11 protein-coding genes and 1 pseudogene are annotated in these 19499 nt (G+C 62.2%); 8 read left to right on the top strand and 4 right to left on the bottom strand.

Annotated elements, in window-relative coordinates; genetic code table 11:
* Window positions 1-411: 411 nt before the first annotated feature.
* The 3 genes and pseudogenes from RXV88_RS02130 (at window position 412) to RXV88_RS02120 (ending at window position 5019) form a co-directional block, all read left to right on the top strand.
* A complete protein-coding gene (locus tag RXV88_RS02130; protein WP_316290288.1) occupies window positions 412-3612 on the top strand; it encodes a hypothetical protein in 3201 nt (1066 codons plus the stop codon).
* Window positions 3613-3954: 342 nt separating this feature from the next.
* Window positions 3955-4122 (top strand): annotated as a pseudogene (locus tag RXV88_RS02125) (IS3 family transposase); the annotation flags it as partial.
* A gap of 84 nt (window positions 4123-4206) precedes the next feature.
* Entirely contained in the window at window positions 4207-5019 is an 813-nt protein-coding gene (locus RXV88_RS02120) for a hypothetical protein (protein WP_316290286.1), read from the top strand.
* 971 nt (window positions 5020-5990) lie between these two features.
* Here RXV88_RS02120 and RXV88_RS02115 read toward each other — a convergent pair.
* Both RXV88_RS02115 and RXV88_RS02110 read right to left on the bottom strand, forming a co-directional pair.
* Window positions 5991-6530, bottom strand: coding sequence for a hypothetical protein (locus RXV88_RS02115; protein ID WP_316290285.1), 540 nt, complete (start codon window positions 6528-6530; stop codon window positions 5991-5993).
* A gap of 46 nt (window positions 6531-6576) precedes the next feature.
* The gene (locus tag RXV88_RS02110; protein ID WP_410468789.1) at window positions 6577-7071 is read right to left on the bottom strand and encodes a tyrosine-type recombinase/integrase; all 495 of its coding nucleotides are present in this window, start codon (window positions 7069-7071) and stop codon (window positions 6577-6579) included.
* Between the two features lie 18 nt (window positions 7072-7089).
* Between RXV88_RS02110 and RXV88_RS02105 the strand changes: the two genes are divergently transcribed.
* The 5 genes from RXV88_RS02105 to RXV88_RS02085 all read left to right on the top strand — a co-directional run bounded on the left by RXV88_RS02105 (window position 7090) and on the right by RXV88_RS02085 (window position 12483).
* Window positions 7090-7833 carry a GntR family transcriptional regulator gene (locus RXV88_RS02105; protein ID WP_316290281.1) on the top strand — a complete coding sequence of 248 codons (744 nt, stop codon included), beginning with the start codon at window positions 7090-7092 and terminating at the stop codon, window positions 7831-7833.
* Between the two features lie 135 nt (window positions 7834-7968).
* Window positions 7969-9210: a lytic murein transglycosylase gene (locus RXV88_RS02100; protein ID WP_316290279.1), complete on the top strand. Its 1242-nt coding sequence runs from the start codon at window positions 7969-7971 to the stop codon at window positions 9208-9210.
* Between the two features lie 339 nt (window positions 9211-9549).
* A complete protein-coding gene (locus tag RXV88_RS02095) occupies window positions 9550-10422 on the top strand; it encodes a 3-oxoacyl-ACP synthase (RefSeq protein WP_316290277.1) in 873 nt (290 codons plus the stop codon).
* Window positions 10419-11486, top strand: coding sequence for a DUF4150 domain-containing protein (locus RXV88_RS02090; protein ID WP_316290274.1), 1068 nt, complete (start codon window positions 10419-10421; stop codon window positions 11484-11486). Before RXV88_RS02095 ends, RXV88_RS02090 begins: the two co-directional genes overlap by 4 nt.
* Window positions 11487-11529: 43 nt before the next feature.
* A complete protein-coding gene (locus tag RXV88_RS02085) occupies window positions 11530-12483 on the top strand; it encodes a hypothetical protein (RefSeq protein WP_316290272.1) in 954 nt (317 codons plus the stop codon).
* 292 nt (window positions 12484-12775) lie between these two features.
* Here the strand turns inward: RXV88_RS02085 and RXV88_RS02080 are convergent, their stop codons facing one another.
* Window positions 12776-13120: a hypothetical protein gene (locus tag RXV88_RS02080; protein ID WP_316290270.1), complete on the bottom strand. Its 345-nt coding sequence runs from the start codon at window positions 13118-13120 to the stop codon at window positions 12776-12778.
* Complete coding sequence (locus RXV88_RS02075; protein ID WP_316290268.1) at window positions 13117-17685, bottom strand: hypothetical protein; 4569 nt, start codon at window positions 17683-17685, stop codon at window positions 13117-13119. Before RXV88_RS02075 ends, RXV88_RS02080 begins: the two co-directional genes overlap by 4 nt.
* Between the last annotated feature and the right edge of the window lie 1814 nt (window positions 17686-19499).

The raw sequence follows: 19499 nt of genomic DNA, 5'->3' as shown, positions 1-19499 counted from the left end.
CGCGATGGAACGGGTGAGGGGGAGACCTGAGAGTGTCGCTATGGGTGTGTAAATATACTGGAGATAGAAATTTTTTATTGACATTTTCTCAATATGTTGATATAATTTCAAGATTAGTGGATTTATTGCCACTGCTTGCTTGGCCGCTGAGGCAAGGGTCGTTCGGACCCACAGCAAGAACGCGCCGAGAGCGCGAATTTTCGAAAATAAGGAAAATAAATGATTATAAATCAATCGCTTAAGTGCGATCACCCAACTGCGCGCGAAGCATACCTATTGCTTAAACCCAAGTCGAAGGCGCGGCATCAAATAACTCGCAGAATCAACCTGTTAGCCTAGATGTCTACGATAGCTTGAAGAACAATTTGGGTTTGTTGCTAGGCGAAAAGACCGGCTTCATGGACGTAGAACATGACAGACAGACTTACCGTACTTGAATCAACAGCTGGCATTCGTCAGTCAAAGCGGTTTTGGGGGACGGCCTACACCCCATCATTTCAGGTTAGCGAAAAATTCAGAGTATCTACGCTGGATGTGTCTGACGTGAAAACGCTGGGCGATGCTGTCCAGTTCCTTGCGAAACAACCCACCAAGGTCGTCATACGGGGGCATTACGATGGGCGGTTGGATCAGCCTGTCAGAAGAAGGAAAGAGCATTTCAGTGCCGAGTCACGCCAGTGGTGCATGATCGACATTGATAGCTTGCCCTGGGACGGAGACCTTCAAGACCAGGATGCGATGCTGAGGTATGCAGCGTCACAACTTCCCGCAGAGTTCCAGAACACGGACTGCTGGTATCATTTCTCGTCCAGCATGGGGATCAAGTCGGGGATCAGAGTTCACCTTTGGTATTGGCTGGAAAGACCGTGTTCGGACGAGGAGATGAAGGCTTGGCTTACCGGGTGCGCTGTTGATCTAAGCTTGTTCAATCCGTTGCAGATGCATCTGACTTCCAACCCTCAGTTCATCGAAGGTGCAACAGACCCGTTTCCCAAGAGGTCAGGGTTCTTCAGGGCAGGGAAAGGTATAATAGTTGTTCCCGTTCCGACTGACCTTCAGGCCCGTTCAGAGGCAATCCAAAGAACATCAAATCCAAGGCACCGGACACAGGCAGGCACACTCGATCCTGAGGGCATCGTTCGAGACCCTGATACCGGCCTAGCGATTAATGGTCGGGAACAGCTGATGTTCCTTCTATCCAATGAGGTCATGCGTGACTTGGTAAAGGACGATTATCAGCCAACTGAAGATGAGGTTACAGAGGAACTCTGGCAGCGGTTTTCACAAGAAGCTGATCTTACCGTCGTATCTGACCGGGGAGTATGGACAGAGGCACATGCAGGGACCAAGGCCAGGGCACGTCTGAAAGAGCTAGCCGAAGGGAAGTACAGCTTTGTTTCTCGGGCAGACAACACAACCTTGCTGGCTGGATCGGGGCAAGTTGAGCGCCCCAAGCTTGTTTCTGGTGAAGCGGCTCAGACGGAACTGAACGAGATTCTGGATTCCTTCTTTGACAGATTGGGCAAGGGAGAAAAGCCGCGTGCTTCTGTTCGCCTGACGATGGGGACAGGAAAGACAACTCAGACGATTGATCACTTGAAAGCCTTCCTCAAAGACCGCGGGGGACAGTCTATCGAGGTCTATGTACCAAGGCATGACCTAGCGTCGGAGTGGCAAGAGAAGCTTTCCGGGGTGAATGCTGAGGTCATCCACATCTATCCCCGCACTGGTGGCAAATTCGACTCAGCAAAGGAAAGCTATCCGCATCCGATCAAGTGTGACCGGGCTGACTATGTGCGGGACTTGGAGGATAAGGGGCACAGCATCTACAGCAATGCTTGTCTAAGCCGAGACTCAGGGGTGCGGTGTAGCTTTTTTGGAACCTGTAACTATCTGAATCAATTCAGAAATGATGATAGTAGCGCCACAAATAAGGTTCGCATCTACACCCACGCATCTTTGTTTCTGAACAGAAATGAATTTGAGCGCGAGCAATCGCCTGACTTGGTGATCATTGACGAAGCGTTCATGGCATCGGCTGTGGGCAACATGCCTTCAGTTTCAACGAACGACGTGATCCAGTATGTGCGATCAGATGACTGCACCTCGTTGGGGTTTGAGCTGATTGAGTGCCTCTCGAACCATCAAGGAAACCTCAGATATCTCCGAGAAAAGGGCATCGGGGCAGCTGATTTTCAGTCTGTTTCGCTGGAGCAGTTGAACCAGAAACCTGCTTTTGAGACCGATCAGGCGCAGAGCCGCAATGTTGGGAGCGTCAAGCTATTCAAGGCTCTGGATCGGTTGATCGAACTGGCGGCAAGGGAAATTGAAGATCAAAGCCAGGAGCACTTTGAGCAACTGATTTACGAAGGCAACCGTTCCGAGGTCGTAGTTTGCGAACACAAGCCAAGCAGGGTGCCTAGGACTACTTCGGTTCTCTACCTTGATGCGACAGCTGATCCGATCATCACAGAACCATATTTGCCGGAACTTAAACCTTATCGGATAGACGTTTGGCAGCGTGCAGTGGTCAGTCAGGTGTATGATCGGACAGGGAGCAATAGCTTCTGGAACGAGAAGATTGAGAAAGAGAAACAGAACCTTAGGGCGTCTGAGTACGATGAACGCGATAATGATCTAGCATCTTTGATCGTCATTCTAAACGAGTGGTCGAGGGTAGGTGAGAAGCCTCTACTTGTCGGGCACATGGGGCTTTGTGACTTTGTAAAAGTGCATCCGAATCTGGGCGAAGGTGTTGATGTTGCCCATTTCATGTCGCTCAGGGGAACGGACACCTACAAAGACAATTCTGTAATCTTCATCACCGGACGAAACCAGCCGCCACTTGATGCGATTGACCTTCAAGCGAGAGCTATCTTTGGCAACTCAGGGTTTCCGTTGGCTCACGATGATACGGGCGACTTACCGCTTAGTCAGGTGGAGTATTGGTTGTCTGAACGCAGTCCACATCCGCCCTCTGCCGCCCCGGTTCGGTCTTTCAGTGATCCTAGGATCGAAGCGGTACAAAAGCAGATCAGGGAAGCTGAGACGGTTCAGGCAATCGCGCGGTTAAGGTTGGTCTGGGCAAAGTATCAGAAGCGGGTGTTCCTGCTGTCCAACCTGCCAGTTGAGATGCCTGTTGATCATTTGATCAATTTCATTGACTTGATGCCTGACAAGCTGGAGATGGAACTGATCAAGAGAGGTGATCTTCCCCTAGATGGTTTGAGCTTGGAGAAGATGCGGCCTGATCTTGGGTACTCTGGTGCAGGGGCCAGGAAGCTGTTCCAGCAAGGTCGATCCAAAGCTGCCAACCCCGAAACCTTGCTGTTTTGTTTGCCAGACTTGCTAATGCACGGGGCGCAGGTGGCTACCTATAAAGGTCGGGTAGATCGTTGGTCTCCAAGGAAGCACTTGTTCCTACCAAAGAACTTCAAACAATTTTTGCCAGATGCCGGTCAAGACGAGGGACCGTTCATGGCGACGGCGCATCTTTGGTCACCGCAGGAAGTTCAAGCTCATCTGGAAGCTGGCTGGGGCGAGGGCAACGTTTCGGATGTCGAGCTAGAGTTTCTACTTGGACCTGAAGTTTCAGCCGAGAGAGACCGTTAGTGTGACAAAGTGCTATAAGGATACTATAGGAGATTGTCACACTAAGCCCCTTCTTTCATCGACGGTGCCTTAAGCTGAAAGTTGCTCTCCAAGACATCGGGAAGGGGTTGCCGTATCAAACCTTTTCAGTATCTTACCACTTTAAAAGTTTATATAGGCCTGCCCTTTGTGCCCTCCTTACCTCGTATCATCCCCTCTCGCTTCTCGCCGTCATACAGCGTCTCCTCGACGATCCGCAGCTTCTCCGCCGCAGACCAGCGCCGACGGCGGCTACCATCGGTAATGATTGCTATCTCAGACATAAGCACGTGCTTAAGGCCATCCTTAAGCCTCCTCGGTCAGGCCAAGGTGTCCGGTCGAAACGGGGGCCAGTTCAACGAGAGCCTCGGCAACCTGACCCCGGCCGACGTCTATCACCGCCGCGGCACGAAGATCCTGAAGATGAGAGAGGACATCAAGAAGCAGACAATCCGAAAACGCAGGTTGCAGCACCGAGCAGCGGCCGCCTAAACTTGAACAGAAATCGAACCAGAGCCTCCGTAACGAAACCTATCACGCTCTCCGAAAAACTCTGACGACGGGCACCCTCATGGCATGAGACAGATATTCATTTCAGCCCTAGCGGCAACAGCACTTTTTTCCGTAACACCAGCGCTCGCTGAGGAAAGGGAAGGACTAGTCGCTGAATGCTTGGCGGCGCTTGAGTCTGGAGATCTTTCGAGAGCCGAGGAAATCGCGGGAGAGATTAAGGGATGGAAACAACTTCGGCCTACCAGGTTTTTAAGCAATGCTCGCAAGTGTCTAGATGGTGTTACTGGAGAAAGGTGGTTCTATGCGCCGTCGATAGGTGGATTTTCCAGTAAACAGGAACAGGAACGGCAGGAACGGCAAAGGCAAGAGGCGGAACGGCAGAGGCAAGAGGTGGAACGGCAGAGGCAAGAAGCGGAGGAACAAAAGCGTTTAGCTTTATTACCCAGAAAATGTGCTCTCAAAGAAGAAATCTTTGATCTAGAGGAATCTGTCGAACAACTTGAACGAACCGTCGCTGGACTAGAAAGAGATCGAACTGCGCAGGTTTTGGAAGAGACCGGAAATCAGTGTCAAAATTGGTTCGAAGAAGACAAGCGAGCCGCGCTCACAAATGACATTTGTAGTAAGATCCTCCTAGAAATCGGCCTACCAGAAAGCGGGATTCCCGAACGCCTAGCTCAGGCTGAATCCGACCTTTCCTCGGAAAGACGCCAGCTTTGGAGTGCCGAACGCGAACTAGTCTTCATTGAAAAACACAATATGACGCCGGAAGAGTACACAGAGCAAAAAGAACCCACAGAGCCGCTGACAGCTAGACTTGAAAAGTTCGAAGAGGACAGGCGGAGATACGCTCTTGGAGACGAGTGCATCGAATGAACCGTGATGTCCCTACCATCAGGGAAGTTGCATGTCGTGGGCCGCGGGGCCGTGCAGAAATAGCAAAATATCGCCGGGCCTGATCTGGTCATTCTGCACGCGGTGGACGTTGGTTAGTCGGGTTTGAACAACGCCTTCAGGCGGACTGAAGGCGGGGATTTTGTGTGGTGGGCGTGTGCAGGTCGGCGAACAACCAACCGATGATGACGGTCCAAAGCGCTCTGAGGTGGGCGAGTATCTTGCGGATGTTGTGGCCGCAGCCGCAGATGAAACGGCCGAACGTCCGGTTGGGGCCGAAAGCGCCAGTTGGACTGATTGGCGTGAAGGTCTGGAAAGTCCGCAACTCGGTCGTAGCCTCGATTTTTGCGAACGTCTGAAGACGGTGAAAGCGGTCGTCGGGGTGGGATCGCTTATGGCTCCTGATACTGGGACAGACATTATGACCTGTTGCCGTAGTACTTTACTGCCAAAATGTACTTTACAACCTTCAGACCCCTCGCTGGCATCAATGGTGTATAACACCCGGTGGGGGTGGCGTGGCCCATGCATGCACCTCTTTGGTGGTTGATTTCATGCTTTGACTGCATCCGGGAAAACTGGGTAACAGTTGGCTTCTGTCGTCACACATTTGGCACACATTTGGTACACATCGAGCCTCTGTCGTGTGATTGACATGCGATTCTGCGTCGTTGATACTTCATTCAGGAATTGACGTAAGGGTCTCATGGTAGACGCACTTGGCCCGACAAATCTCTGATTTGATTGGGTTAGTTTTGAAATAGTCGAAGACTTTTCAAGACAACTTCAGGTGCTAGTACTGGCAACGGTGTGGAGGTTCGAGTCCTCTCCTGGGCACCACGAAACTCCCCCAAGACATTGTTTTGCATCGGCTTTTGGTCAATCGCAGCCGAGGCGTAGCACTTGTCGGAGTACCATTCCGCCCCATTTACCTTCCGAAAGGAAGGCATCTATTACGGGCTGATTATTACGCCCACTTTGAACTCCTCACAGGCCCAAGTGAACAGTACGCCAGCAACCCAAGTGAAGAAAAGAATTGAGCTGAGCTGTTCACTTCTCATAGGTGCTTCTGCACCAAATAATCCGGGATCACGTTGACGTAGTACAGACCAAAAAGTCACAGACGCTAGGAGGCCGTAAGAAACGCCATAAGCTCCCGAAAATATAGACGGCAGGTCGTGGCATTCTCCCAAAATCCAAAAATCGAACCAGCACGCTATGCCCCAAGTTCCAAGAAAAGCACCAGCCCACCCAAATATGATGCCTGCCAAAATGGCCTGCCAAAGACGTGCGGTACCTCTTCGAACACAGATCAGGGCAATTGGTATGGCCATCCCTGTAAACACAATTGCAATTGGAACGAGAAGCAATGTGACTGACCAAAAATACCAGCCCTCAAAAAATGCCAAGGGCGACAGTATCACACCACCAATTACACTGAAGACTACGGCCAGAGTGCTTGCCAAGAATAGATCAAGTGCTTTCGGCTTCATGCAGATGTATCTTCAAAAACTATCATTAGCCCTTTCGAGACCAATTTTAGACCCAGATTTTTTGGAGCAGGTGCATCCACCTGAACAAAACAGCGACAGGATACCCTTGTCCATAAGATTGGCCAACTCCATCTGACTGCCAGCCTCCAATTTGGTCGATGACGTCCGCTGGGCATTCCACAGCACGAAGCCGGTCGCGCATTGAATGTCTGAAGCTGTGCATGCTTGCTCCCTCTAGCACCATCGGCTTCAACCACTTGTTCAGTGCCGCACTGGCTGAGTTGGCGTTAGTATAGCCTTCCTGATTGTATCGCGGGAAGGCGAAGTCTCCTGGCTTCCTGTGTTCCAGAATACGTCTGGCGGCCCACTCCGCAGCCCCCACCAGAGGCACGACACGTTCACTGCCTTTTGTCTTCAGACGCCTCCACGGGTGAGGGACAATACGGACAACAAGCTGGCCATCCTCATCCTCCCGGATGTCCTCACGGAGAAGCCCTGCTGCCTCTGCTAGGCGCATGCCTGTGTCCGAGACCAAAGCCACCAACCACCGCAGATCGTGGTGATCCTGACCAGCCGGATGAACGCCGGGGCGCTGCGTCCGGGGGACGCGGTCCCGGGCGAGGCGGCGGTCTGCGCCGAATTCGGCGTGTCGCGGATCACCGCCCGGCGCGCGCTCAACGAACTGGCCGCCATGGGCCGGGTGGTGCGCGAACGCGGCAAGGGCACCCGCGTAATCCCCTTCGACCACGCGCCCGCGCCGATGACGGCCTCGCTCGACGGGCTGCTGGAGAATGTCGGGCACATGGGGCGCACCACCACGGTGCAGGTTCTGGACTTCCGCTACCTCCCCGCCACCGCCGATGTCGCCGAAACGCTGGAGCTTCAGATCGGGGCTACCGTGCAGCGCGCGGTGCGGGTGCGGGCCCTGAGGGGTGCACCGATGTCGTATCTCGTCACCGTCGTGCCCGAAGACATCGGCCGCCGCATCGAAGGCCAGGACCTGTCGCAGACACCGCTTTTGCTGTTGCTGGAAGACGCCGGGGTGCCGGTGGCCTCGGCCACGCAGACGATCAGCGCGACGGTTGCCGACCCGGAAGTGGCGCGCGCGCTGTCCGTTCCCGCCGGTTCGCCACTGATCGAGGTCAACCGCCTCGTGCGCGACGAAGACAACCGCGCGGTCGAGATGATCCGCGTGCTCTACCAGCCCGAGCTCTACCGGTTCGAGATATCGATGCGGCGGGTCACGGCCGATGCCGGCCGCACATGGCAATCTGTCGCCCCGGACCGTCTGCGCAGCCTTTGAAACACAACTTTCGCTGCACGGCGCGCCCACGGGCCACGCCTTGCTGGTTTCTGCGCGACGCGCGGCGCGGATATCGACCTTTGTGCGATTTGCCGTCACGCTGGGGCGAATCGTGTCCGGTCTCAGGAGCCCTCAATGCCGCTGCGCACCCTATTGCTGGTCCTTCTGGTGTCGCTGGCCACCGGCCCCGCGCTGGCGCAGAACCGCGCCGCCGTGGAACGCCAATTCCAGGATTGGCTGACCGGGACGATCTGGCCCGAGGCGCGCGCCCGCGGCGTGTCGCGCAGAACATTCGAGGCCGCTTTCGCCGGGGTGCGACTGAATTGGGACCTACCCGATCTTGTCCCCCCGGGGACAAAGCCCGGGACGCCGCGCCGCCAGCGGCAGGCCGAATTCGGCGCGCCCGGCAAGTATTTCAGCGCAGGATCGGTCGGCGCGGCGACGCGGATCGGCAAGCAGATGGCCGCACGCCATGCCAAGGCGCTGGCGGCGACCGAACGCAAGACCGGCGTGCCCGGGCGGATCATCCTGGGCATCTGGGGCCGCGAGAGCGGTTATGGCCAGGTGCCCATCCGCCATGACGTCTTCGAGGTGCTGGGCACCAAGGGTTTCATGAGCACCCGCGCGTCCTATTTCACCGCCGAACTGATCGCGGCGCTGGAAATCGCCGAGGCGGGGCACGCCCCCGGGGCCGCGATGCGCAGCAGCTGGGCCGGGGCGCTGGGCCAGCCGCAATTCATGCCGACAAGCTTTCTGAAATACGCCGCCGACGGCGATGGCGACGGCAAGGCGGACATCTGGCGCTCCGAGGCGGACACCATCGCCTCGATCGGCCATTACCTGGCGCGGCACGGCTGGGTCGCCGGGCGCGACTGGGGGTTCGAGGTGACGGTGCCTGCCTCGGTGTCCTGCACACTCGAAGGGCCCGACCAGGGCCGCGCGATCCGCGACTGGGAGGCGATGGGGATCAAGCGCGTCTCAGGCCGCCCGTTTCCGGCGCATGAACGCGACGCGCAGGGGTTTCTGCTGATGCCCGCCGGGCGCAGCGGCCCCGCCTTCATCGTCACGCCGAATTTCTACGTGCTCAAGGACTATAACATGAGCGATCTTTACGCGCTCTTCGTGGGTCACGTGGGCGACCGCATTCAGTTCGGCGTCGGCGATTTCTCGGCCGGGTGGGGACAGGTCGGCGGGCTTTACCGCTCTGACGTCGCGGCCATGCAGCGCGCGCTCGAATCCATGGGCCACGATGTCGGCGGCGCGGACGGGCTGGCGGGGTTCAAGACCCGCCGCTCCATCGGGCGCTGGCAAGAGGCGACGGGACAGCGCGCCACCTGTTTCCCCGAAAGCCGGATGAAAGCCGTACTCGCCCGCTAAGACCCGGGCCCGGAAACACTTGGCAAATCGCGCCTTCATCCGATACGCTGACGGGATAGATCGTCTTATTTCCGGGGCGCGGCCCGCTCGTCCGGCCACCCCGCCAGTGATAGTCCCGACTGCGGAGGAGCAGTATGCCGGCCATTGGGCCCCCGATTGACCCCGAATTGGCCCCTTGCGGGATGCGGTCATGACCGTGCCTGTGATCGCGGCGGCGGGAATGGTCACAGCCGTCGGGCTGACCTGGGCGGCCAGCTGCGCGGCCCTGCGCGCCCGGCTCGACGGGTTTCAGGAAACCCGGTTTCAGGGCCATGACGACGCCTTTCTGATCGGGCGCCGGTGCCCCTGCCCCGCGCCTGGACCGGCACCAAGCGCATGGCGCATCTGGCGGCGGGCGCGATCTACGATCTGCTCAGAAATGCCGGGGGTGCGGCCAAGGACGCGGCGCTGATCCTCTTGCTTGCCGAAGAGGACCGCCCCGGGCGGCCCGATATCGGCGCGCAACAGATCGTCGACGCACTGGCCGAACATGCCGGCTTCCGTCCCAACGGCAACGTCAAGGTTCTGACCGACGACCGCGCGGGCGGTGTCGTCGGGCTGGCCGAGGCCGCGGCCGCCGTGCGGCGCAACGGCAAGCCGGTCATCGTGCTGGGCCTCGACAGCTACCTGATCGGGCGCACCATCGCGCATTACATGAGCGAACGCCGCCTGCTGACCACCAAGGTCTCTGACGGCTTCATCCCGGGCGAGGCCGCCGCCGCCGTGCTGATCACCGCCGGCGGCGCAGGCGTGCGCCTGCGCGGCACCGGGCTGGGCAAGGAACCCGCCTTTCTGACCAACACCGCACCCGACGGCCTGCCCGCGCTGCCGTTCCGCTGCGATGGCATGACGCGTGCCTATTTCGACGCGCTGGGCGCGGCCGGGTGCCGGCACGATCACGTCAGGCTCAAGCTGGGCGATCTGATCGGCGAGGCCTATTGGTTCAAACAGACCGCGCTGGCGATGCACCGCACCCAGCGCGAACGCAGCCCGGTTCAGCCGATCTGGGCGCTGGGCGCGAGCCTCGGCAATATCGGCGCGGCCACGGTACCGGCGCTGGCGGGCTGGACGCTGGCCGCGCAGGCCCGGGGCTATGCGCCCGCAGGACCGATCCTGATCGAGGCCTCGAACGATGACGGCCTCTGCGGCGCCGTCGTGACGGAGGCCGCATGACCGTCTTCGCCAACAAACGCGAGATTTCCGCCGAAAAGCAGGGCTGCAAGGTGATCGCCGCCTTCCCCGACACCTGCTTTACCCCGCCCGAGAACCCGGCGACCCCGCCAGGTGTGCCTATTCCCTATCCGAACTTCGGCATGGATTCCGATCTCACCAAGGGCAGCGGCACGGTCAAGATCAAGGATGGCGCGATCAGCCAGGAAAACAGCAGTCATTACAAGAAATGTTCTGGCGACGAGGCCGGGTCCGCCGCCAAGAAGGGCGTCATCACCTCGAAGAACACCGGCAAGGTCTATGCCCAGGCTTGGTCCTCGGACGTCAAGGTCGAGGGCAAAGGCGTCGTGCGACTGGGCGATCTGGCGACGACCAACCACATGTCGAACACCGGCGACGGCGGCACGATGGTGCTGGTCGGCAAGCCCGGCGGGATCGGCTTTGAGGATTCGGTGAACTGCCTTGTGGGCAGCTACAGCGAGATCGTTAAGAAATGTAACGAGCGCGGCGGCGAGGCGCACCACATCATCCCTGACGAATACGTCCGCAAAGGCACCCGTGAAAACTCCAAACCGGCGCACAAAACCTTTCCCACGATCGCCGACGCCTGCGCCATCTGCGTCGGAGGCAAGGCTTCGGGCAAGGCGAATGCCGAACGCACAAGCGACGTCGGCAAGAAGATCGCCAAGAAGGCCGACGATTTCGCAAAAGCCACCGAAGGCGCGAAATCCATGGCCGGCGCGCGCGGTCACGGCTACATGCATTACTTCTTCGACGGCTCCATGGGCAACAATCCCAAGCCGATCAGCGAAGCGGTCGAGCTGGCCAAGCAATCCTGCGTCAATGCCGCCGCCTACGACGGGTCGGTTATCGACAAGGAATGCGCGGCAAAGGCCTGCGAATGTCTCGATGAGCAGTACAAAGACGCCTGCGCAGTCGATCCTCCGCTCAAGGTCAAGGCAAAGGGCAACAAGACAAAGCAACGCTTTGACAATGCCGCGGAGCGCCTGAACCAAGAGGGCCATCTGAAAGACAATCTCAAGGTGACGCTGGACAGCTCGTTCTGATCGCCCCGCACCTTGCACTCATACCCCTCAAAGGAGGTTTGCGATGTATGCCATGCCCACCAGCGACCAGACGGCGGTCTGGATCGACGACGCCGATGCCGACACATGGGGCGTTCACTACCTTTCCTTCGATCCGCTGGAAGATGACAGTTTCGAAACCGACTCCTTCGGCAATGTGCTGGCGGCGGCCTACAACCCGGCAAACGAGGCCGTCTGGATTCTGGGTGAATACATTCAGGCGGTGTCGCGCGAGAAGCGGGCTTTCGTCGGCATTCCCTTTCCCGAGGACGGGCTGGTGCCCTTCGATCTGAAGCAGATCGGCCATTACATCTATCTGTGCTGCGCGCAGGCCAATGTCTGGGCCTTCAACCGCACCATCAACACCTGGGAGCCGCGCCTTCAGCCAGGACCCAAGCCCGACATCCCGTCCCGCGATGCGGCCGAGACGGCGGCGGATTACGTCGACCGGACCTATCCGATGATGGACCGCTATGCGATGGACAACCCCGGCACCTATGGCGCCTTCGGGTCGGGCGACGCGCATTACGTCGTCGGCGCCCTGGGCCGGGTGATCCGCTGGCGCGGCGACACGCCGGACCAGATGTGGCTCGACAGCGGGGTGCGGCTGATCCACGGCCATGACGAGGACGGCCAGATCGTGCTTTGCGGCGACCGGCCCGTGGCCGAGATCTACCGCGGCACCATGGACGACGGGTTCGAGCTGATCTTCACCGACGACGAACGCGCCTTGCACATGACCGCCCGGCAGGGCGGCGTGCGCTACATCGGGGCCGGCATCGACGAGGAATACGATGGCCCGGGGCTCTTCCGGCTGGAGGACGGCGAGCTGATCCCCGAGGTCACCGGCTGCGCGCGCGAACCCGGCCAGCTGCTCCAGCTGGTGTCCACCGGAGCGGTGCTTTGGGCGATCGACCAGGGCGGGATATTCCGTCTCGTCGATGGCGAATGGCAGCTGACCGAGTTCGAGGACATCTGACGCATATAGCGCAGGAACGCCGGAAAGGTCGCGCCGATACAGGGATACGCGGCCCATTTCGGCGCGCCGAAGTCGCGGAATCAAGGCCGCAGGCCGCCGCGACAAGCGCCTGCCCGTCCCGTCAGGCTGGCGCTTTGGTGACGTGGGCGCTCCGCTCGTTTGGAGCGATGACTGGGCCGCGATAAAGCGCATCGACCCTATGTTGCAGCGCCACCACACGGGCAGGCGCCAGTCGCGGCTATCGCTACCGAAGCCCTCGTCGCTAGGGCCGATCCGGCCCCGGCGCGGCCCCCTATTGCAACGGGATGGTCAGCTTGAACGTCGCGCCCCAGCTTTCGTAATCCGACCGCCCGATCCCATCGTAATTCGCCCCAAGTTCCAGCCGCGTTCCGTGGCGGTTGGTGATCGCGACCCCCGCCTCGGCACGCGCGCGCCAGCCCATCGTCTCGTCGCTGGCATCGTTGTTGATCGCCGCCCCGTCCCCCGCCGCCGCCTCGACATTCGCCTCGGCGCAGGTGGTGGCGACGTTCGGCGTCGCCGCCACGGTCATCCCCTCGGGGAAGGTATCGGCAAAGGCCAGATCGGTCGCCGCAACCAGCGCCGACGCGTTGTCGACGGTGAAGGTCAGCGTCGTCACCCCGCCCTGAACGATGCTGTCGGGCGCAAAGACCTTGGCGAAGCCGGGGGCACCGGCGCCGTCACGCTCAGCACCGCCGAGGCCGTGCCGCTGTCGCCCAGCGACGAGGTCAGCGCGCCCGAGACGTTCTCGGCCTCGCCCGCCAGCGCCGCCGTCACGTCGACCGAAAGCGCGCATATCTCGCCCGCCGCCAAGCTCGGCGCGGCGAAGGTGAGCGCCCCGGCCCCCGCCGCCGCCTCGATGGTCGCATCGGCGCAGGTGGTCGTCATGTTCGGTGTCGCCGCCACGGTCATGCCTTCGGGAAACGTGTCGTCAAAGGCCAGATCGGTCGCCGCAACCAGCGCCGCGCCGTTGTCGATGGTGAAGGTCAGCGTCGTCACCCCGCCCTGCACGATGCTGTCGGGCGCGAAGACCTTGGCGAAGGCCGGCGCATCCGCCGCCGTCACGCTCAGCACCGCCGAGGCCGTGCCGCTGTCGCCCAGCGACGAGGTCAGCGCGCCCGAGACGTTCTCGGCCTCGCCCGCCAGCGCCGCCGTCACGTCGACCGAAAGCGCGCATATCTCGCCCGCCGCCAAGCTCGGCGCGGCGAAGGTGAGCGCCCCGGCCCCCGCCGCCGCCTCGACATTCGCCTCGGCGCAGGTGGTGGCGACGTTCGGCGTCGCCGCCACGGTCATCCCCTCGGGGAAGGTATCGGCAAAGGCCAGATCGGTCGCCGCAACCAGCGCCGACGCGTTGTCGACGGTGAAGGTCAGCGTCGTCACCCCGCCCTGCACGATGCTGTCGGGCGCAAAGACCTTGGCGAAGCCGGGGGCACCGGCGCTTGTCACCGCGAGGATCGCCGCCGCCGTGCCGCTGTTGCCCAGCGATGTGGTCAGATCGCCGGACGTGTTGACGTATTCACCCGGCTCCAGCGCCGTCACGTCGACCGAAATCTCGCAGGTGCCGGAGGCCGGGACGGTTCCGCCACTCAGCGTCAAACCGGTGCCGTCCCCGGCGAGCGTGACATCGCCGCAGGTCGAGGCGAGCGCAGGCGCATCGGCGAGGGTCAGGCCCTCGGGGAAGACATCCTCGAACGCCGCGTTCTCGGCGGCGACCAGGGCGGTGCCGTTGTCGATGGTCAGGGTCAGCGTGCTGACATCGCCCTGAACGATGCTGTCCGGGGAAAAGACCTTGGCGAAGACCGGCAGGCCCGCCGCCGTGACCGACAGCGTGGCCGAGGCGGCCGCGCTGGTGCCAAGCGAGGATTGCAGGTCGCCGGTGGTATGCACGCGGCTGCCAACCGTCACGTCGACCAGATCGACCGTGACGGTACAGGTGGCGGCCGGGGCGACCGTCCCGCCGCCGAGCGACAGGGTCGAGCCGCCCGCGTCGGCGGCGACCGTGCCGCCGCAGGTCGTGCTGGCATTCGGGGGCGCGGCCACGGTCATCCCGTCCAACAGATCGTGGCTGAACGCCAGATCGAGCGCGGGCACCAACGCCAGCGGATCGGTATGGGCGATGGTGTAGGTTGCGGTGGCGACGCCGCCCTGCGCGATGCTGTCAGGCGCAAAGACCAGCGCAAGGTCCGGCGCGGGGGCGGGATCGACCGTCAGGCTGGCCGAGGCGGTGCCGCTGTCGCCCAGGCTCGACGTCAGAGGCCCGGCGGTTTGCGTGCGGGTGCCGGGCAGATCGTCGGTGACGCCCAGAACGATCTGGCAGGTTTCGCCCGCGCCCAGCGTCGTGCCCGTAAAGGCAAAGGTGGCCGTGCCGGGATCGAAGCTTGGGCTGCCGCCGCAATCGCTGCTGATCACGCCACGGCTGTCGAGGCGCATGTTGGCGGCGAAGGGCAGGTCGAAGGCCAAGTCCTCGGCCGGGACGAGCGCCGCCGCATTGCCGATGGTCAGGGTGAGTTCCGTCGCGTCGCCCTGAACGATCGCGGCGTCGGCGAAAACCGCCGCAAAGGTCGGCGCGGGGGCGGGCGTGACGTCCAGCGTCGCCTCGGCGGCGGCGATGGTGCCCAGCGATGTCGTGATCGGGTCGGTCACGTTGCGGTAGCTGCCGGTCTCGGCGGCGGTGACGTTGATCGAGAGCGAACAGGTCGCGCCCGCCGGGATCTCACCACCGAAAAACGCGACCAGCGTCTCTCCGGGCGAACCGGTGCCGATACCGTCGCAGGTTGCGACCGGGTTGGAAGGGTCGGCCACGACAAGACCCGCTGGCAGCGGATCGGAAATGCTCACATCCAGCGCGTCGACGAGCGCCGCGCCGTTGTCCACCTCGATGGTCAGGCGCGACACGCCGCCCTGCACGATGCTTGCGGGCGCAAAGCTTTTCGAGGCGGTGGGCGTCGGCGCGGGGGTCACGCCAAGCGTTGCCTGCGCGGGCAGGCTGGTCCCAAGCGACGAGGTCATGCCGGGGATCTCGTTGACGTAATCGCCCGTCGCGGCGGCTGTCACCGCGACCGTCGCGGTACAGTTTCCGCCCGCCGGGATAACCCCGTCGGCCAGTGTCAGCCCGGCACCTCCGGGCAGCGCGGCCAGGGTGCCGGCGCAGGAAAAGGACGGTGCGGCGGAACCGGCGATGACCAGCCCGGTGGGGAAGACATCGTCGAAGGCGGCGTCGGTGGCGGGCACCAGCGCCGCGGCGTTGTCGATGGTGATCTCCAGAACCGACACGCCGCCTTGCACGATGCTCGCGGGTGCAAAGCTCTTGGCCAGCACTGGCAGCGGGGCCGGGGTCGCGTCAAGCGACGCGCTCGCGGCATTGGACGGCCCGAGGTTTGTCTGCAGCGGGGTCGATGTGATCGGGAAGGCGCCGTCGGTCAGCGCCTGCACCGAAACCGACACCGAACAGGTCGTCAGCTCTGCGACCTCGACGTTCTGGACCTGGATCAGCTGGCCCGCCGCGTTGCTTCGGGTTCCGGTCAGGGTACATCCCGACGCGGAAAGGGAGGCACCGTCGGCCACGCTCAGCCCGGCGGGCAGCGTCTGCTGGAAGCCGACGCCAGTGACCGGCAGGAAGCTTGCCCCGTTGTCGATCTCGAAGGTCAGGACGGATGTCGCGCCCTCGATCACCGTCGCCGGAGCGAACCCGGCCGTCAGGGTGGCCAGCGGGGCCGGCTGCACCGATAGCGGCGCAGTGCCGCCGGGGCCGTTGCCGACAGAGGACCGGAATTGCGACTGGATCGTTGCGGTCGCGGCATCTGCGGCTTGCATCGTGACGCTGAAGGTACAGGTTCCGCCCGCCGGAATCGCCCCGCCATCGAAGCCCACGGTGGACGCGCCTGCGCCGCCGACAGGGGTCGCCCCGGCGCAGCTGGTGCTGGCGTCGTTGCCGTCGGCCACGGTCGCAAGCGTCAGCGCACCGTCGATGAACGGAATCCGAAGCTGCACGCTGTCGATGTCCACCAGCGCGGGGTTCGTCACCGACGCCGACAGGGCAAGGGTCTGGCCCTGCAGAACCGAGCCCGGCGAGACCAGCAAATCGACCGCGGGCAGGGGCGCGGGCGTCACCGTCAGCGGCGCGGTCGCCGCGGGCGAGGTTCCCTTCGGACTGCTCAGCGTCGAGCTGGTGTTCACCAGATCGCCGGGCGTGACCGCGCGCACGTCCACCGCGATCGTGCAGGTGGCGCCGGTCGGGACCCTCGTCCCGTCGACGTTCAGGACACTTGTCCCAGGCGTGAAATTGTTCGTACCGCCGATGCAGCTGTTGGTGATGTTGGGAACGGCGGCCACCGTGACGCCTGCGGGCAGCGGGTCGCTGAACGCGATGTCCGTGACGGGGACCGCGGCGGCGGTATTGTCGATGGTGAAAGTCAGCGTGGTGACGTCGCCCTGCTCGATGGACGGATCCGCAAAGGCCTTGGCCAGGGTGGGCGCGGGCGCGAGATCGACCGTCAGGGTGGCGCTGGCGCCAGCGCTGGTCCCCGCGCTGGAGGTCAGGTTCCCCGTCGTGTTGACGTAGACGCCCTGGGCGACCGACAGCACCTGGACCGAAAGCGTGCAGGTGCCGCCCTCGGCGACGGCCCCGCCGGACAGCGATATCACCCCCGCATTGACGACCGGACTGCCGGAACAGCTGTTCGACAGAGCGGTCGCGCCCACGGGGTCGACACCGGCGGGCAGGTTGTTGGTGAAGGTCAGCCCGGTCGCCGCCAGCGCCGAGGCGCTGTTGTCGATAGTGTATTCCAGGACCGACTGTTCGCCCTCGACCACGGTTCCGGGTCGGAAGACGGCGGTAAAGACCGGCGTGGGCGCGGGGCCGACCGAAAAGATCGCGGTGGCGGTTCCGCTGTCACCCGAGCTCGACGTCAGATTGCCCGTCGTGTTGAGGTAGCTATCCTCCAGTATCGACCGCACCTGGACCGAAAGCGTGCAACTGCCGCCCGCGGCAACCGACCCGCCGGACAGCGATATCACCCCCGCATTGACGGTCGGACTGCCCGAACAGGTGTTCGACACAGGGGCCGTGCCCACGGTGTCGACACCGGCGGGCAGATTATTGGTGAAGGCCAGCCCGGTCGCCGCCAGCGCCGAGGCGCTGTTGTCGATGGTGTATTCCAGGACCGACACTTCGCCCTGAAGCACCGTGTCCGGTCTGAAAACGGCGGCGGCGGGGGCTGGGGCGGTTCGACCGCCAGCGTCGCGCTGGCAGGCGCGGCGGCTGAAAGGCCCCCGACGAAAAGCGCGCTCGTGGTGTTCACATAGCTCCCTGCGGTGGCCGAGGCGGGGATGTTGACCGGCACCGCGAAGGAACAACTGGCATCCGGCGCAAGCTCGACACCGGTCAGCGTCAGCACGGTCGACCCGGCCAGGGCCGAGCTGCCCCCGCAGGGCGACGGGGGCAACGCCCCCGCGGTCGCGCCCGGCAGCATGGCGCCAAGGTCATCCTGAAAGGACACGGCGGACAGCGTGCTGACCGAAGAGTTGTTGGTGATCGTGAAGGTCAGCTCTGCCGTGCCCGTCGCGGTTGTCGGCCCGTCAAAGGATTTCGTCAGGCTCGGCGCGGCCGGGTCTGTGATGGTCAGCGTCACCCTGGTGGCGCCGCCGGTCACCGCGCCCCCAAAGATCGTCCCCGATGCGTCTGACGTTTCAACGACATACGGCCCGGGCGCAAGCCCGCCGGCAGTGTTCAGCACGATCGTGGCCCGACACTGGACATCGTCGATCGCGTTGAAATCGACCTGAGTGACCGATCCGCCGAGCGGCGTGAAGGCGGCGCCGCATGTGCCGGTCGAAGAGGCAATCGTGGTGCCTGCCCCGAGGGCGCTGAGGTCGACGTTGAATGTGGTGGTGTCGAGCTGATCCGGATCCGCCAGCGACGTGGCGTCGACGTCGAGCGTGGCCTGCGAACCGGCGGGGACAGTGTCAGTCCGGAAGCCGGCGCTCAGGGCGATCAGCTCGCTCTGGACCTCGAGATTGGCGGAGGCCGGCGCGATGTTTCCAACGTCGGTGAACAGGAAGCTGGTCGTCGACTTGTATGTCCCGGTGAGCGCCGCGCCCGGAATGCGCACCGGAACCGTGATTTCGCACGAGCTGTTTGCCGCAACGCTGCCGCCGGTCACGGTCAGCGTCGTCGTCCCCGAGATTGTGCTGCCGCAGGTGTTCGTGGTTGCCGGAAGTTCGGCCGCCAATCCGCTCAGCGCGGTGGAGAGCGAATCCGTAAAGAGCCCCACGCCGACCGCGCTGGCCGAGTCGGGGTTCGTGATCGTATAGGTCACCGGGGTCAGCTGCCCGGGGACCTGGATGGCGTTGCCGAAGGATTTGCTGAAGACCGGCGGGACCTGGTCGATTACCGTGATCGAGGCCGAAGCGGCGGTTCCCGACAGGGCGGCCGCCGTGCCGCCGACCGCAGCGGCGGTCACGTCGCTGGTGGTGTTCGTATAGGATCCGGCCGTCACGCCGAGGTCGATTTCGACGGTAAAGGCGCAGTCCTGCGCCGCGCCGAGCGTACCGCTGGCATAGGAAATCGAGGTGCCCGACGCCGTCACGTTGCCGCCGCAGCTGTTCGCGGTGACGACCCCGGCACCCACCTGCGCCCCGGTCATGAAGGCCGTCAGGTCGTCGCTGAACGAAATCTGTTCGGCATCGGTGACAGAGCTGGTGTTCGCCAGCGAGAAGGTCACGCCGACGGTGCTGTTCGCTGCCGCGACCGAGGCCGAGGCCGAGGCCGAGGCCGAGAACGTCTTGGACAGGCCGATTTGCGCAATCCCGGTCACGTCCAGCGTGTCCTGCGCGCGCGGCCCCTGCACGATGCTGCCGCCGATGGTGACCGTCACCGGTTCGGTCCGCGAAGGGTAGCTGCCGGTTTCCACGCTTGCCGGAACGGTTAGGGTCACGTCGAAGGAACATGTCGCCGACGGATCGCCCGCCGCACCCAGGCTCAGCGACGCGGCGTAGAA

This window comes from Aestuariicoccus sp. MJ-SS9, assembly GCF_032586235.1.
Taxonomy (GTDB): Bacteria; Pseudomonadota; Alphaproteobacteria; order Rhodobacterales; family Rhodobacteraceae; genus Aestuariicoccus.
The sequence above is the reverse complement of the archived record's forward strand: the minus strand, read 5'-3'. Positions and strand labels throughout refer to the sequence as shown.